Source organism: Ignavibacteriales bacterium, from assembly GCA_016709765.1.
GTDB lineage: Bacteria > Bacteroidota > Ignavibacteria > Ignavibacteriales > Ignavibacteriaceae > IGN3.
Genome location: JADJMD010000012.1, coordinates 825,150 through 842,295 on the forward strand (window position 1 = coordinate 825,150; position 17,146 = coordinate 842,295).

Below are 17,146 nucleotides of genomic sequence, written 5' to 3' on the forward strand. Positions count from 1 at the left end.
AGTAAAATATTAATATCTGTAACGGTACAAATCGCCGGTTAATGGTGTCATTAATCTATAATCTCCAAAACCTGTTTGATCAAGAAAAACAAAACTTCTATTAATATCATAGTATTCCCAAACTTCATAAGGTTTAGAATCATATTCAAATGGATGTCTATCAATATTATTTGGTGCTCCAAGTATAGTATAGACCATTCCCCTGTCTGAGCGCCAGCCTTCGGTATAGTTTGAAAAATTTTCATTAGCATATTCGATTCTACGGAAGTACTCGTCAAATATTTCATTTTCATCATTGTTTGGCGAAGGGTCTTTTTTCTTCCAATACTCCAAAAATCTTTTTGTTTTTTCTGATGTGGTTTCGGCATCTTGCATATTATCAAGTTCTTCTGGAGTGGCAATATAAACCGTTTGAGAAATTGCTTTATCTATATCGGTGATAACAACCGGTAAGCCTTTCCAGTGTGAATAAAAAGCTTTATTAACTGTCTGAATCGCTTTTGAGTTTTCATCAAGCATTGAAACACTTAATGAATACACGCCAAGATCAAAAGAGAATTCTGAAAGAGAATAAAATACTTTGTTTATCCCGGGTTTTAAATCCCTATCCTCAACTTCTTTATGGATTAGATTCTTTTCTGAATTAAGAACAGAATATTCAAAAGATTTCTTTGTATCAACAGAATCCTTAACATAAACTTCATAATAAAATTGAACCCTGTTTTTAGAGCTTGGGATATTACGGCTTATATTCGGAATGAGTTCATTTTTACCTGTTGCGTTATCCGATTTTGAAATCATTAATATGTCGCTTAAGGTCATATCACCAACATATTCTTTAACTGTAAAAATATTTTCACCAATAGCTTCTTGCCTAGAATCCTTATCCGAAAGCATTGTTCGTATTGAATAGGTCCCTGGTAAAAGATCGAAAGTTCTTTTGCTTAATTTATAATTTTCTTTAGTTGTAGTCATTCCAAAATCAATAACATTAATTATTTCATTCCAGGTTTTTTCAACAATTAATTTTTTTTTAGAGCTATCAAATACGGAAGCTGTAATTGAATATTTTGCAGTAAATCCTAGGTTTGACTTTAGAAACTGCACATTTTTATATGGCACTTGAATATAAATATCAACGGAAGAAAGCCCAGGTTTATCTGATTGTATGTTGACTAAGTCTTGAAAATAAACAGCATCACTTATCTTTTTCTTAACTTCATTATTTGTGTTTTCCTGAGCCAAAGAATTAAATGTTGCAAATAAACAGATAAGGCTGCACAAAAAAGTTCTCATTATTCTTTCCTTTCTTTTGTCAAAACATTACCAAACAAATCATACTCATCGTAATCAAATATCTCAACATCATAAAAATTGCCGATTTTAACTTTGTTATTTTTTTTATCTATTAAAATCTCCCCATCAACTTCAGGTGCATCACGATATGATCTGCCAATGTAAAAATCCCCTTCAACACTTTCAACTAATACTTTTAGTTTTTTATTTATAAAAGATTCATTTTTTTGCAGTGATATTTCTTTTGAATTTCCATCAAAACATTTTTTCTTCTTTCCTTTTCTTCTTCAGAAACAGGATCACCAAGAATATAACTTGATGTATTTTCTTCAACGCTAAAGGTAAAAGTTCCAACTCTATCAAACTTTATTTCTTTTATAAAATCACAAAGTTCTTCAAAGTCCGTTTCTTTTTCGTTTGGATATCCAACTATAAATGTAGTTCTAATTGTTATTTCCGGAATTTCTGCACGTAGTTTGTGTAACAATTTTCTTGTACGCTCTGCAGTAACTCCCCTTCGCATTGATTTTAAAACATCATCAGAAATGTGCTGCAACGGAATATCAACATACTTGCAAACTTTTGGATTTGATTTTATCTCTTCAATTAGATCATCAGGAAATTTTGATGGATAAGCATACATTAATCTTATCCATTCGATTCCGTTAATCTCACTTAATTTTCGTAATAGCTCAGAAATATTATTCTTACCGTAAATATCTTTTCCATAATCAGTTGTGTCCTGCGCTATCAGTACCAATTCTTTTGCGTTGTTTGTAGCGAGAAATTCTGCTTCTTTAATCAACTCATCCATTGGTTTTGATTTATGCAATCCGCGCATAAGTGGAATTGCACAAAATGAACAAGGATGATCGCAGCCTTCGGAAATTTTTAAATAGGCTGTGTGCGATGGAGTTGTTAATAAACGTTCGCCGATTAGTTCTTTTTTTAGATTACCGCCAAGCTCTTTTATTATGCCTTCGTAATTTTCTGTTCCAAAATAGATATCAACTTCGGGAATATCTTTTATTAAATCTTCTTTATATCTTTCTGATAAACATCCGGCAACAATAACTTTTTTTAATCTTACCGCTGTTTTTCATTGCAACGGCTTCAAGAATTGTATTTACAGATTCTTCTTTAGCTGCTTCGATAAATCCACAAGTATTAATAATTACAGTTTCAGCTTTGTTTGGATCGTCAGTTAAATCAATTTTATTAAGCTGAATTTGTTTCATTAGCCTTTCAGAATCAACCGTGTTTTTTGAACAACCAAGAGTAATTACTGAAACTTTGCCACTCATAAAATCATTTCCAAAATCATCATGCTAAATAAGTTAAGTATAAATAAATAATTGGTGATGAAAACAACAGCGAATCAAAACGATCAAAGATTCCACCGTGCCCTGGAATTAAATGTGATGAATCTTTAACTCCTGCATCACGTTTTAACAATGATTCAGCAAGATCACCAATTTGTCCAAACGTTCCGATAATAAATCCAATTACAATTGCATTTTTAAGAGATAGAAAATCTAGTACTAAATTCTTTGCTAATATCATTGCAAGAATTGCAAATACAAATCAAAAATTGCACCTTCCCAGCTTTTCTTTGGACTTACACGTGGAAACAATTTATGTTTGCCAAGTGCAGTTCCGCCAAAAAAAGCTGCGGAGTCGCAAATCCAAATAGTTGCAAAAATTGAGATAATTAAATATCCGCCGTGTTCGTATAATCCATTTATGTTTGGGTAAAATTCTCTTATCCCAATAAGTGTGGTTCCAAATAATCCCAAATAAAAAACACCGAGCAAAGTTGAGCCAATATTCTGTATTGCTGATCCATTGTTTCTAAAAAGTTCAAAAATCAAAAGTACAATAAAAAATGAAATTAAAAAGTTATACTGGCTGAATAAAAATCTATACTGATTTATCACTAAAAATATTATTGCAAGCAAACCAAGATTAACATTTACATTTGCACCTTTTTGCTTTGCCAAAACAGAAAATTCATAAAAAGAAATTCCTGCAATGATTAGCACGAAGCTCAAGAAATAAACTCCGCCAAAATAAGAGAACAATACAAGTGCTGGAATAGCAATCACAGAAACTAAAATCCGAACAGCAGTATTCCCGAGTGCCATTATTGCTCGTCTTCTGTACTAGTGTTTTTTATTTCTTCAATAAACTTTTGTGCAGAGTCTACATCGTCACTTTTTACTAAAAGTTTTATAACGGCTAGATCACCAGTTACAGGAAAATTACTATCCTTTTGTGATAACACATTTGTTTCAATATCCGCACTTTCTAAAGCGTCTTTCATCATTTGTATATCGTACTCTTGATCGGATGTATAAACGACTACCCAATCATGATCTATTAGTTCATCAACTAATGAAGCACCGCAATCGGGACATTTTTTAATCCCCTCAACATATTCGTAAGTACAATTTGGGCAAAATGGCATTTCAATTCTCCTTAATTAATTCTTTAGAAGTATAATATTTGTTTATGAATATAATCAAACCAACAAAAAGAACCGATAATCCCAAAAACATTGTAACATACGATGAAAGTTCATTTGGATTTACCGCCGGATCTGATTTAATTATTTCCTCATCACCTATAATGTGATATAACATTACAGCAGAAAAGTTATTTAGAAAATGTAAAAACATAGGTATTAAAAGTGTTTTGCTTTTGTAGGCTGCAAATCCAAAAAAAGCACCTAAAATAAAAAGCGGAATAAATCCGTAAGGATTAAAATGATACGCGCTAAAAAATAAAGCTGTAATTATTGCTGCAAGATATTTTTTATACTTTAATTCAAAACTTCGTTGGATAAATCCACGGAATAGAGCTTCTTCTGATAATGCAGGCACAACAGCAACAACTATAACTACAAATATTAACTCAAAAATATTAGTTGCAGTAAGCAAATTGCCATAAGTTTTTTCAACCATCTTATTCATTTCATCAAAAAAGTTTTTTATGGCATTTATGAATGAAATATTTTTGCCCAGATTTCTATATAATAATTTTGGATGTATAAAAAACTCTGAAGTAGTGGAGTTAAAATTACAATTCCAATCGTAAAAATTCCTAACTCTTTCAAATCAGGTATGCGGATACGAATTATTTTTCCAACATCCGAGTAAATCCATTTTGAAAAAGCAAAGCAGGTAAAAGTATAAAAAGAATTTGCCCTGCCATTGTCATCAGACGTAAACTGTGCACCGGTATGGATTCGAGATCCATGCCAAATATTAAAAAAGTAAGCAAAGAACCAACAATTTGATAAAGAAAAAATCCACCAGCTAAACCAATAAATGCAGCAGCAACGGGGGAAATTTCATAAGTTAGATCATCATCGGGATCGTAATCCGGATCATTTTCTTTATCAATGTTTAGAAGTTGAGCTTGCTGTTCTTCTTTTTGATATTCGTCTTTAAATTCATCCATTAGAGTAAAATATGAGTTGAATAATTGATGTTAAAATTACTGATATAAGGATTGACACTCAAATTTAAATAACTGATTAAATCACTATAAAAAAGACTCAGTAACCTGAGTCTTTTCCAAATAATTTGTTCCTAATTATAAATTGCGCAAGGTAAGTACTATTAACTACCTATTAACCGCTTTCATAGCTTGTTCAGCATAACGCGTGCCTTTTGTAAAGCCAATAGGTGCAGCATCACTAATTTTCTTTAGTTCATTTTCTGTTAGTTTAATTTCAACAGCGGCAGCATTTTCTTCAAGATACTTTACTCGCTTTGTACCAGGAATCGGAATAGTCTTATCCCATTGATGCAGAAGCCATGCAAGTGTGAGTTGTGCAACAGTACAATTTTTTTCTTTTGCAATTTGCTCAAGCTGCTGAACAAGTTTGTAATTATGTTCTATGTTTTCTTTAACAAACCTCGGATTTACCCTTCGATAATCATCAGCAGGAATTTCCTGATCGGGTTTAAATTGTCCTGTTAAAAATCCTCTTCCCAAAGGTGAGTATGCAACAAAACTAATATCTAATTCTTTACAAACATCCAAAATTTCCTTTTCAGGGTCTCTCGTCCACAAAGAATATTCAGTTTGTAATGCAGTAATTTGATGAACCTTATTTGCTCGTCGTATTGTTGAAGGTGCGGCTTCCGAAAGTCCTAGATATCTTACTTTACCTTCTTTAACAAGATCAGCCATTGCTCCAACAGTATCTTCAATCGGAACATTTGGATCAACCCTATGTTGATAGTAAAGATCAATTACATCAATATCTAAAAGTTTCAAACTTTTATCACAAGCTTGTTTTACATATTCCGGTTTGCCATTAACACCAAGAAAACTTCCATCCGCACCACGCATATTTCCAAACTTTGTTGCGATAACAAACTGATCGCGTTTACCTTTAATTGCTTTGCCAACAAGAGTTTCATTTTTACCAACACCGTACATATCAGCTGTATCTAAAAAATTTATACCAAGCTCTAATGTGCGATGAATTGTTTTTATCGATTCATCATCATTTGTTTGACCGTAAAACTCAGACATACCCATACAACCAAGCCCGATTGCTGAAACTTCGAGCGCATTTTTGCCAAGAATTCTTTTTTGCATCACTTTTTCCCTTTTTGATTATTGAAATTTTCTTGTTTAAATATAGTCTGATGAAGTTCTAATTGAAGTGATTAATGACATTCATTGGAATGCACATATTAGTAAAAGTAAAGAATCAATAAATACTTTGGGACAGCTTTTAAACAGCTGTCCCAAGCATTTAACTAAAAGATTAACTTATGAGGGAGATAATATTTGTCTTTAACAATTTTAGATGATTTTTTTTGAACAGAAATAAGATCGCTATAATTAAGTATCTCAGCTGCTATTCCGGAACTATATCCAGCACTATATTTTGACAAAACTTTTATTTCGTCACCATTGGCTATTAAATACAGTGGACTGCCCCAAAATTCTTCTAAATATCCGAGCGTACTATAACTATTCTTATGAAATACAGTTAAAGCTTGATTGTATGAATAAGAATATCCCGGATAAAATGTTATTATACCAATACTATCACTTGAAAAAGCACATGAATTAAAACTTTGACCCAGATTATAAGAACTGCTTAGATCATTTAGCTGATTACTGGAACAATTATAAATATAGCCAGAGCCGGTAACTATTTTTGTGTCATCAGGATAAAGAAGCAATGTTGTATAACCTGAACTACCGCCGAAGTATATTGATTTAGGATTTGAAAGTAAACCTGTAACTGGATTAAAACCAACCCTAAATAAATAACTACCGTTAGATCCATACAATACATTATTTGTTTTATTGAAAATCATGTCTCTTGAAGTATTGTAATAAAAACTGTTTTCAGAAACTAATGTGTTTGTTTCAAGATTTAAAATTCTCAAATATCCATTTGAACAACTTGCAGCTATGTATTTATCAATCGCTATCAATCCATAGATGTAATCACCTCCCAGATTACGTACAAAACTCGGAGTTGTCCCTGTAACTTCAACAGAATATAACTTACCATTTTTACAGCCAACATAAATTTTGTTGTCATAATTGGAATAAACAACCGAGATGGGGCTACTTGCAAAAGTAATCTTAGAAGTCAAATCGAAAGTGCTATAATCAATTATATTTAAATAATTATATGAATCATCTACAATAAGTATTTTTTGAATTTCTGGTACATACTTAACAATATCAAAATCGTAAATGTACTCGTTCAGTATCTGAATATTATCTGGGAATCTGCCCTCGATTTGCATAAGAGCAGACTTTAATGAAACTTTAACATTATTTCTTGTGCATTGATAGGTAAAATAAAAATAATAAGCTTCTTGAGGTACGTTATTTAAACGCAAATAATATCCACTAACAAAATCATTATATGTAAAATTAGTTGTACTTATAATTTGCTTTTGCGAATTAAGCCAGAACACTTCACCATCTCCTGATATAAAGTTTGATGAATAATTAAAATTTAACTGATAGGTACTTTGAGTGTACCAATTATGTGAAATTGATCCGGCACTAATAAAGTTGGGAATCAAAAATAATTCATAATCCTCAGAGGCTTTATTTGTTTTGGAAAATAATTTAACCCTGTAATAAGTGGAAGTAGTTTGGGGTGGAGGGTATTGCCCATCTGAATAATAAACTAAATTTTTTAGCGCATAACCTCCAAGTGTATCTGAGTAAAAACTTTCGAGTTCATCACCAAAATATTCCCAGCCAAAACCTACTTCATTTACAACAATCAATTTATTAATTTGGCTTCGGTTATCGGGTTTATCTAACTTCAAATTTAAATCAATTGAATAATTGTATTGAGGATAAGCTGTGGTATCCATATGATACGAATGAACAGTATTCAATGAATAATTTGAAAATATTACGTTTACATCAGGTGCTGAGCCACCTTCTGTTTCTAATAAATACTGATTGGTTATTTCATCTTTGCAGGATGAAAATAAAAAGGTAATAATGAAGATTAAGATGAGATTGGTTTTTAATTTTAACACAGAATTACCCTTCGTATGTTGAAAAAACGTTTTCGAAACCAGAGTAAAATTAATCTTAATTATTTGTTGTGCAAAATATTTTTAATCAAAATGTAACGAGGATTTAATCTCCTATTAACAATAAATGTCTAAGGACAATTGTTTTAATTAATATCGGCTTCTAATAAACAATAAATTGCACTATCAAAAAATTTTCCATTAAAAAAATAGTCTTCGTGAAAAAATGCTTCACGTTTAAAACCGAATTTCTCAAGAAGTTTTATTGAACTTAAGTTAGCAGGATTAACATTAGCCTCAATGCTGTGCAAACAAAATACCTTAAACCCGAAATCAATTACTTTAGCCAATGCTTCGTTCATAAAGCCATTGCCCCAATATTCAGGTTTCATTGCATATCCAATCTCTGCTCGCACATCTCCTTTTCTCATCCTCCAATAACCAATATAACCAATAACATTTAGTGAGTCTTTTTTTTTAATTATCCAGTTGATACCATCTTTATTCTTATATGTTTTGATCATTTCAGAAATCATTAATTCTGATTCTTCGATTGATTTATGCGGTTCCCTATCAAGATATTTTAAAATTTTTTTATCTGAACGCATCTTAAAAAGTTCCTCAGAATCACTTAGCATAAATTCAGTAAGAAACAATCGTTCAGTTTCTAATTTTGGGAAAGCTGTAAAAATATCATCATTTATTTTATAGTTCATTTTATACTTAAAATAAATTTATAAATTATTGCAGTCATCACAAGTAAAATATTTTTTAAACTAAAGTTTATTTAATTAGTAGTTAAAAATAAAAACGGATATAGAAATTATCTCTAACCGTTTTTTAATAAAACCAGTGTTAATGATCATGATTTAAAACTATATCTCATCAACAATTTTATTAAAGGTTAAGCTTGGGCGCATAGCTGCAGAAGCTTTCTTATCATCCGGGAAATAATATCCGCCAACATCTACAGGTTTTCCTTGTACAGAAATCAAATCTTTTACAATTGATTCTTCGTTTGTTTTGATTTCCTTTTCCATCTTAGCAAATCGAGTTTTGAGTTCAGCATCTTTATTTTGTTCTGCTAATGCTTCTGCCCAATAAAATGCAAGATAGAATGAGCTTCCACGGTTATCAATCTCTCCGGCTTTTCTGGATGGGTAACGAGAGTTCTCTAAATATTTTCCGATTGCAACATCAAGTGTTTCCGCTAAAAGTGCAGCCTTTGCATTTCCTGTTTTATCAGCAATCATTTCTAAAGAAGGAACAAGTGCGCAATATTCACCCAGTGAATCCCATCTTAAATGATTTTCTTTTAAAAACTGTTCAACATGTTTTGGTGCCGAACCACCCGCTCCCGTTTCAAATAATCCGCCACCATTTAATAACGGAACGATTGAAAGCATTCTTGCACTTGTGCCCAACTCAAGTATCGGGAATAAATCAGTCAGATAATCACGAAGTACATTACCAGTTACCGAAATCGTATTCAATCCTCTCCTTACTCTTTCAAGAGTATATTTCATTGCATCAACCGGTTTAAGGATTTTAATTTCAAGTCCATTTGTATCGTGTTCCGGCAGATACTTATTAATCTTTGCTATTATTTCTCGATCGTGCGCCCTGTTTTTATCAAGCCAAAAAATTGCCGGAGAAGAAGAAGCTTTTGCTCTTTTTACAGCCAGTTTTATCCAATCTTTAATCGGCTCATCTTTAGCCTGGCACATTCTAAAAATATCACCTAATTCAACTTTCTGATCCAGTAGAGTTGTACCATTAGAATTTACAACACGAACAATTCCATTTCCTTTTGCTTCAAAAGTTTTATCGTGTGAGCCATATTCCTCTGCCTTCTGGGCCATCAAACCAACATTTGATACCGCACCCATTGTTGCTGGATTGAACTGACCATTCACCTTAGCATCTTCCATAATTTCATTGTAAATCGTTGCATAAGAACGGTCCGGAATCATAGCAATACAGTCTTGCAATTCATCCTTCCGATTCCACATTCTGCCGCCATCACGTACAACATTTGGCATTGATGCATCAACTATTACATCATTTGGAACATGCAGATTCGTTTTTCCTATTCTTGAATCAACCATTGCAAGCTGGGGCTGATATTCATATACTTTATTTATATCAGCTTCTATTTCTGTTCTTTTAGCTTCCGGAAGTTTTTTTAATTTTTCAAGTACATTCATAAGACCATTGTTAACATTAGCACCGATCTCTCTAAGCGCGTCAGAATGTTTATCAAGAGCATCTTTAAAGTAAATCGATACAGCATGTCCAAACATTATTGGATCAGAAATTTTCATCATTGTTGCTTTAAGATGTAACGACAGAAGTACGTTATCTTTTTTTGCTTCTTCTATTTGTTCTGCATAGAATTTTCTCAACTCTTTAACATTCATAACTGTAGAGTCGATCACTTCACCTTTAAGCAGATTTAGTTTTTCTTTTAGAACAGTAACGGCTCCTTTTGTATCAACATATTCAATTTTAACAACGTCATCCGCATTTAGTGTTAGTGATTTTTCATTACCATAAAAATCTTTTTCAGACATAAACGCAACACGAGATTTTGATCCTGATTCCGGCCAGGGTTTCATCATTTTGTGAGGATGTTTCTGTGCAAACTTTTTAACCGATGTTGCGGCTCTTCGATCAGAATTTCCCTCTCTTAAAACCGGATTTACAGCAGAGCCAAGAACCTTTGCAAATCTTTCTTTTAACTTTTTCTCTTCATCATTTTTTGGTTCTTCGGGATAATCTGGAATTTTATATCCCTTATCCTGCAATTCTTTTATAGCCGATTGGAGCTGTGGAATTGATGCGCTGATGTTGGGAAGCTTTATAATGTTTGCGTCAGGAGTTTTTGCAACTTCACCCAATTCATATAGAAAATCAGGAATTTTTTGTTCATCAGTTAGATTATCAGGAAAATTTGCAATAATTCTGCCCGCAAGAGAAATATCTTTTAATTCAATATCGATTCCTGTTCCTTTGGCAAATGATTTTACGATAGGAAGTAAACAGTAAGTTGCTAAAGCTGGTGCTTCATCAATTTTTGTCCAGATTATTTTGGATCCCATTATTTCTCACTCTCTTAAGTTTATAAAAATTTAATTTTGATTTTATTTGACGTTAAAATACTCAATATTAAATAATAATTGAAGGTATGATTTGGTACTCTGATAATGTAATAATATAAAAACAATAATCGACTGTTTTTACAGTATTATTATGTAGATCTGAAATAGCTTCAAGAACATATATATTTTTACAAAATTGAGCTTTAAGAATCTAAAATAATTTGCCGTAACGAACAGAATAGTACTTTTGTGATAGTCCCTTTTTTATTAACTCTTTGGCATAATTATGGGTCCCATATTTTTAATTATATCAGGAGAGAGAGTCATGAAAACCTTATTGATATTACTTGCCATTAGCTTAATAATAAGTTTTAAATCTATTGCTCAACGTAATCCAGGTAATGAAAGAACTCCACCAGGTGATAGAATTGATAGACTAGATGATCGAAATCCAGTTCAAAATCCAATCCGTAATCCAGAACAAAAGCGCCAGCCAATTGAACAACCGATAAGAGAAAAAAGAAAATCTACCGCAATGTTATCCACCACCGGAACCCGTTATCGTAGAAATTGTAGAAGTCTGGAATCCAAATCCTACTATTGATTATCCAGGTCCTGAACGTCCAATATTTGATCCACCTCTAGGCCCGATAATAGACACTCCACCAAGATTAGAAGATCTTTCACTTTCTGAAGTTTATGAACTTGGGATAAGGAATCTTGATTGTGAAATATATAATCAGGCAATAAAATGCTTTAATATTTTAATAGAAGATGATCCGCTTAATTATGAATATTATTGTTACAGAGGAAGAGCTTATCACGGATTAGAACTATTCGATAGAGCAATAAAGGATTATCAAAAATCCATAAAAATTAATAAAAGTTATGCAGATAGTTATTATTATCTAGGTTTAACTGAAATAACCATTGATAATATTGATGGGGCTATTGTGGATTTTCAAATTGCCGCTGATTTAGGAAACCAGAAAGCACAACAATTAATGAAAAAATATTTTTCTCGTTGATCTTTTGGGATAAGATTTTTAATAATTTTAACAGAAAAATAAAAGTATTTTATTACTAATTCTCTTTATTATAATTAGAAATCACTTAATCCATTAACCAATTAAATTTAGGACTATATCATCAATAAGCTAATAATAGCCGTTTACCGATAAATATTATCAATTCGCCGATTTTTACTTTCCGCATTGTTAACTTTGTATTACTTTTCCGCCAGAAAACGGTATATCTTTTTAAGGAGTAGAAAAATGGAAGAAAATAAAAACTCGGTTGATAAAAGAGTATTGCTAGGCAGCATACTAATTGGATTAGGTGGATTATTTTTTCTTAATTCTTTAGACATTTTTAATTTTAATTTTGGCAGAGTAATCTTTTCCTGGCCTTTCTTTTTTATCGTGATCGGAATGTATCTGACGCTAAATACTTCAAGAAAAATGTTAGGCGGAATTCTTGCAGGGCTTGGATTTGTTTTTATTCTTCCCAGAATTTTTCCTACAATAGATTATGATGGATCAGTTGTACTTGCAATATTTTTAATTGCAATTGGTAGTTATATAATTCTAAACCAAAGAAAGAAGTCTGAAGAGACTAATGAACTTGGGCAAATTACAAAGGATGTTATTGATGATGTTGCAATCTTTGGAGGCGGAACAAAAATAGTTACTTCGGATAGTTTTCGCGGTGGTAATATTACGGCGGTTTTTGGCGGATCGGAAATAATCCTAAAGGGTTCTAAACTTGCTGAAGGTACAAGCTCAATTGACATTCTTGCAGTTTTTGGCGGTACTACAATCGTTGTTCCTCCAGATTGGAATGTTATTATGAATGTAACTTCGATCTTTGGTGGTTTTTCAAATAAAAGTATAAAAGATCCAAGCCGTATTGTTGATACGAGCAGAACATTAATTGTCAAAGGATTAGTTGTATTTGGTGGCGGCGAATTGAAAACATATTTGTAATTTTCAATTATGTCTATTAACCCGATATTAAAAAATCCTAAAAGCATTCTACTATACTTGTTGTTTGTTATAGCAATTGCAGTTCTGTATGTAAATCTTATTACGTTTGAAGGCAAAATTACTTTTACTATCTCAGTTGTGGATGCAGTTGTCTTCAATCTTTTAATTGCAGCACTAGGTTTAAGCTTTTGGTATTCTTCTGTTTATCTTTCCATCGAACACAATCAAATAACAAAAGTTATACTTACCCACTTTGGTGGTGGATTACTTATTTCTATCGTGTGGCTTGCATTAGGATATTTTGCTACCATAAGTATAATTAACGATACAGAAATGTTTGGCGATTTTTTTGTAAAGACAATTAAATCAAGATTTATTATTGGAATTCTTTATTATTTTCTATTAACTGCATTTTATTACATTGTAATTTATTATTCTGGATTTCAAGAAAGAGTTTTAAAAGAAACTGAATTAAAAAATCTTGTTACCGAAGCAGAATTGCGGTCATTAAAATTTCAGATCAATCCACACTTTATTTTTAATAGTTTAAATTCAATTAGCGCTTTAACTGAGATTGATCCAAAAAAGCAAAGCAAATGATAATTAAGCTCGCGGATTTTTTACGATACACACTTGCCAACAATGATCGACAAAAGAACTCACTTAACGAAGAATTAAAAAATATTAAATTGTATCTTGATATTGAAAAGATAAGATTTGATGATAAGTTTATTTACGTTGAAGAACTACAGGAAGAATGCGGTAAAACAGAGATACCCAGCATGATTCTGCAGCCGCTTTTGAAAACGCCATTAAACACGCTGTTTATGAAACACTTGATACGGTTACAATTAAACTAACTTGTACAAAGCAAGATGATTTTTTAAAGATTACACTTTGCAATAACTTTGAAGGTGAATCCCACAAAAAGGGTGCTGGTGTTGGATTGAAGAATATTAAAGAAAGATTATCATTAATTTATCAACAGGATAATCTTATGGAAATTAAAAAAGAGAATGGTAAATTTACAGTGAATATCTATATACCTTTACAAAAAGAATTAGTTTAGGACTATGGTAAATAAAATAAAGATAATTATCGTTGATGATGAATCACTTGCTAGACAAATTACCAAAAATTATTTAGCTAACAGGGATGATGTTGAGATTCTTGATGAGTGCTCAAACGGATTTGATGCTATAAAAAAAATTAACGAGCTAAAACCTGATCTTATTTTTCTTGATATTCAAATGCCGAAATTAAACGGATTTGAAATGCTAGAACTTCTTGAAGATCCACCTATAATTATTTTTACAACTGCATACGATCATTTTGCGATAAAAGCTTTTGAGGTTAGCGCTGTTGATTATCTCTTAAAACCATTTTCGGAAGAGAGATTTACAAGTGCATTGCAAAAGGCAATCGCTCAACTTGGTGATAGATTTCAACAAAATTCCGCAATCCAAAATATTATTAAACAGCGTGATGAAAAGATTGAGTTTTTAGAACGCGTAGTGATTAAAGATGCTGGAAAGATCACTATTATTCCAGTTGAAGAAGTAAAATGGATTGAAGCACAGGATGATTATGTTTTGATAAATTCCGAAAAAGGTAGATTTTTAAAACAAAAGACAATGAAATATTTTGAAAATCATCTTAATGAAAATCAATTTGTAAGAATTCATAGATCATACATTATTAATTTAGATTTTCTGCAACATCTTGAACAAACCGATACAGAATCTTACCGCTTGGTCTTAAAGAATGGTAAAGAATTGCCTGTAAGCAAAACTGGATTAACAAAATTAAAATCCACGCTTTAATTTTACTTTATTCAAATCTCCTTAATTAGAAAATACTCCTTGACTTTAAATAAAATTCGGTTTAAGTTTTTAACGTTTGAAATATTTCAAAAGTTAAAATCTAAATGACAACTGAAGAAAAGATCAAAAAGAACTTATCCAACGTTTCGGTGAAGCTTACAAAGCATTTGGTTTAAGTAAACTAATGGGGCATATAATCGCTCTCCTGCTCTTCTCGCCTGAACCACTATCACTTGATGAAATAACAAAACAACTTGGACGAAGCAAAGGACCTATTAGCCAGATCGTTAGAAGATTAAGAGATAAACATCTAATCCGCAAAGTTTGGATGCCAAGTAACAACAGAAAAGATTTTTACGAAGTTGAACCGGAAGTCTTTGAACATGCATTTAGAAATAATTTAGAGTTGATCAAAAACAACACAAGAATAGCCAAACAGTTAAAAGAGAAAGTAAAAACTGCCAAAAATAATTCCCTGCTTCCTGTTGATAAAAGAATGGAAGAGATGGAAAGTTTTATTTACTAATGGAAACGCATTACAATAACTTTCTTACTGCATGGGCAAAAGAAAGAAAAAAAAATATACAAGTAGAAATAAAAATATTTAGATTCATCGTTTGAAAATTTTCAAACGTTAAAAACTAAGGAAAGTAAAATGAAAAGATTAGAAAATAAAGTTGCTATTATTACCGGCGGTGCTCAGGGTATTGGGAAAGCTACCGTTAAAAGTTTTGCCCAAGAAGGTGCAATCATAATCATTTGGGACGTAAATGAAATAAAAGCTTTTTCCACAATAAATGAATTAAAAGAAATAAGTGAAAATATTGAATTCCAAAAAGTTGATGTTACAAGTTTGGATTCTGTCACCACGGCGGTAAACGAAATAGTTTCAAAACATAAAAGATTGATATCCTAATTAACAATGCGGGAATAACCCGTGACGCTTCCCTTTTAAAATGACTCCGGACCAATGGAAGCAAGTAATTGATGTAAACTTAACCGGCGTTTTTAATTGTACAAAGGCTGTAGCACCAATTATGGTTGAAAATAAATCAGGTAAAATTGTTAACACTTCATCCGTTGTTGGTTTATATGGTAATTTTGGACAGACAAATTATGTGGCAACAAAATCAGGAATAATTGGGATGACAAAAGTTTGGGCTCGCGAGCTTGGCAGAAAAGGAATTAATGTTAACGCCGTTGCACCGGGATTTATAGCAACAGAAATGGTTGAGACTGTTCCTGAAAAAGTTATTGATATGTTGAAAGAAAAAACTCCACTTGGTAAACTTGGTAATCCGGAGGACATTGCGAATGCATATTTATTTTTAGTAAGCGATGAAGCAAAATATATTACCGGTACGGTGTTAAGTGTTGATGGTGGATTGGTTTTATGATAAGAAATGCTCAAATAGTTTCATCCGGAATGTATGTGCCTGACAGAGTATTACCAAACTCTTTCTTTAATGAATTACTGGGTGAAGATGTAGATACCTGGCTTCGTGAAAATCTTACAATAAAGGAACGAAGATGGTGCAATGATAATCAATCTACCGCTGATTTGTGTGTTGAAGCCGCGAAAATAATTTTAGATAATGCAAAAATAAAAGCAGATGAACTTGATTTAATTATTATTGCAACGGATACTCCTGAGTATATTTCACCTTCAACTGCTTCTGTTGTACAATATCGATTAGAGCTATTAAATCTGGAACGTTCGATGTAAATACCGCTTGTGCTGGATTTGTAACCACGCTTGATATAGCTTCAAAATATATTATATCGGACAAAAAGTATAACAAAGTTTTGGTTATTGGTGCTTATGCGATGAGTAAATATTTAAATCTGCAGGATAAAAAAACAGTAACTCTTTTCGCTGATGGAGCTGCAGGAGTTCTACTTACATCAATTGAAAATGGAAAGGAAGGATTTCTTACAAGTAAACTTTATACTGAAGGACAATATTGTGATTGGATGGGTATTTACGCCGGTGGTACACATCAGCCTGTCACACAAAAAGTTTTAGAGAATAAAGATCATTTACTAAAGTTTGTCAAAAAATTCCCGAAAGAAACTAATCCAATTACATGGACACGAATGATTAAAGAAGCCTGTAATGAACTAAAAATAAAACCAGATGATATAGATCATTACTTCATCACTCAGATAAATATTAATTCTATTTGGGAAACTCTTGATAATCTTGAAGTTGAAAGGAAAAAAGGCCATACTATTATGGAAAAGTATGCGTATACTGGCTCTGCTTGCATACCTATGGCTTTTGATGATGCTAATAAAAAAGGATTGATTAAAAAAGGAGATTTAGTTTTGTTCATTGGTTCCGGTGGCGGATTAGTATTTGCTTTATCAATTTTTAAAATGTAATAAATAATAAGTTA

General features: G+C 31.9%; 15 protein-coding genes and 5 pseudogenes. 10 read left to right on the plus strand and 10 right to left on the minus strand.

Translation table 11 applies throughout. The features are described from left to right. Positions 1–9 precede the first annotated feature (9 nt). From IPJ23_09595 to IPJ23_09640, 10 genes and pseudogenes are all read right to left on the minus strand, one after another. Positions 10–1,296, minus strand: a complete 1,287-nt coding sequence (locus IPJ23_09595; protein ID MBK7630938.1) for a GWxTD domain-containing protein — start codon at positions 1,294–1,296, stop codon at positions 10–12. Next, a pseudogene (rimO, locus tag IPJ23_09600) lies at positions 1,296–2,534 on the minus strand (30S ribosomal protein S12 methylthiotransferase RimO). The gene IPJ23_09595 and the pseudogene rimO overlap by 1 nt, the downstream one beginning before the upstream one ends. 85 nt (positions 2,535–2,619) lie before the next feature. After that, a pseudogene (locus tag IPJ23_09605) lies at positions 2,620–3,440 on the minus strand (phosphatidate cytidylyltransferase). After that, a complete protein-coding gene (locus IPJ23_09610; GenBank protein ID MBK7630939.1) occupies positions 3,440–3,763 on the minus strand; it encodes a DUF2007 domain-containing protein in 324 nt (107 codons plus the stop codon). Before IPJ23_09610 ends, IPJ23_09605 begins: the two are co-directional and overlap by 1 nt. Before the next feature lies 1 nt (position 3,764). Further along, entirely contained in the window at positions 3,765–4,268 is a 504-nt protein-coding gene (locus IPJ23_09615; protein MBK7630940.1) for a CPBP family intramembrane metalloprotease, read from the minus strand. A 163-nt stretch (positions 4,269–4,431) separates the two neighbouring features. Further along, positions 4,432–4,758, minus strand: coding sequence for a hypothetical protein (locus tag IPJ23_09620; GenBank protein ID MBK7630941.1), 327 nt, complete (start codon positions 4,756–4,758; stop codon positions 4,432–4,434). A 165-nt stretch (positions 4,759–4,923) separates the two neighbouring features. Then, positions 4,924–5,910: an aldo/keto reductase gene (locus tag IPJ23_09625; protein MBK7630942.1), complete on the minus strand. Its 987-nt coding sequence runs from the start codon at positions 5,908–5,910 to the stop codon at positions 4,924–4,926. Positions 5,911–6,074: 164 nt separating this feature from the next. Beyond that, positions 6,075–7,841 carry a hypothetical protein gene (locus tag IPJ23_09630; protein ID MBK7630943.1) on the minus strand — a complete coding sequence of 589 codons (1,767 nt, stop codon included), beginning with the start codon at positions 7,839–7,841 and terminating at the stop codon, positions 6,075–6,077. Between the two features lie 143 nt (positions 7,842–7,984). After that, on the minus strand, positions 7,985–8,554 hold the full coding sequence (locus IPJ23_09635) for a GNAT family N-acetyltransferase (protein MBK7630944.1): 570 nt from the start codon (positions 8,552–8,554) through the stop codon (positions 7,985–7,987). Positions 8,555–8,713: 159 nt separating this feature from the next. Beyond that, on the minus strand, positions 8,714–10,939 hold the full coding sequence (locus IPJ23_09640; GenBank protein ID MBK7630945.1) for an NADP-dependent isocitrate dehydrogenase: 2,226 nt from the start codon (positions 10,937–10,939) through the stop codon (positions 8,714–8,716). A 325-nt stretch (positions 10,940–11,264) separates the two neighbouring features. Between IPJ23_09640 and IPJ23_09645 the strand changes: the two genes are divergently transcribed. The 10 genes and pseudogenes from IPJ23_09645 (at position 11,265) to IPJ23_09690 (ending at position 17,132) form a co-directional block, all read left to right on the plus strand. Beyond that, entirely contained in the window at positions 11,265–11,543 is a 279-nt protein-coding gene (locus IPJ23_09645) for a hypothetical protein (GenBank protein MBK7630946.1), read from the plus strand. Next, positions 11,500–11,967 carry a tetratricopeptide repeat protein gene (locus IPJ23_09650; protein MBK7630947.1) on the plus strand — a complete coding sequence of 156 codons (468 nt, stop codon included), beginning with the start codon at positions 11,500–11,502 and terminating at the stop codon, positions 11,965–11,967. The genes IPJ23_09645 and IPJ23_09650 overlap by 44 nt, the downstream gene beginning before the upstream one ends. Before the next feature lie 246 nt (positions 11,968–12,213). Then, the gene (locus IPJ23_09655) at positions 12,214–12,924 is read left to right on the plus strand and encodes a hypothetical protein (GenBank protein MBK7630948.1); all 711 of its coding nucleotides are present in this window, start codon (positions 12,214–12,216) and stop codon (positions 12,922–12,924) included. 9 nt (positions 12,925–12,933) lie between these two features. Further along, positions 12,934–13,524, plus strand: a complete 591-nt coding sequence (locus IPJ23_09660; protein MBK7630949.1) for a histidine kinase — start codon at positions 12,934–12,936, stop codon at positions 13,522–13,524. Beyond that, entirely contained in the window at positions 13,521–13,784 is a 264-nt protein-coding gene (locus tag IPJ23_09665; protein MBK7630950.1) for a histidine kinase, read from the plus strand. Before IPJ23_09660 ends, IPJ23_09665 begins: the two co-directional genes overlap by 4 nt. Further along, positions 13,736–13,993, plus strand: coding sequence for a GHKL domain-containing protein (locus tag IPJ23_09670; GenBank protein MBK7630951.1), 258 nt, complete (start codon positions 13,736–13,738; stop codon positions 13,991–13,993). Before IPJ23_09665 ends, IPJ23_09670 begins: the two co-directional genes overlap by 49 nt. A gap of 4 nt (positions 13,994–13,997) precedes the next feature. Then, positions 13,998–14,747, plus strand: coding sequence for a LytTR family transcriptional regulator DNA-binding domain-containing protein (locus tag IPJ23_09675; protein ID MBK7630952.1), 750 nt, complete (start codon positions 13,998–14,000; stop codon positions 14,745–14,747). 136 nt (positions 14,748–14,883) lie between these two features. Further along, positions 14,884–15,368: pseudogene (locus IPJ23_09680) on the plus strand (MarR family transcriptional regulator). Positions 15,369–15,402: 34 nt separating this feature from the next. Then, positions 15,403–16,144: pseudogene (gene fabG / locus IPJ23_09685) on the plus strand (3-oxoacyl-ACP reductase FabG). Then, positions 16,141–17,132, plus strand: a pseudogene (locus tag IPJ23_09690) (ketoacyl-ACP synthase III). Before fabG ends, IPJ23_09690 begins: the two co-directional pseudogenes overlap by 4 nt. Positions 17,133–17,146: the final 14 nt, after the last annotated feature.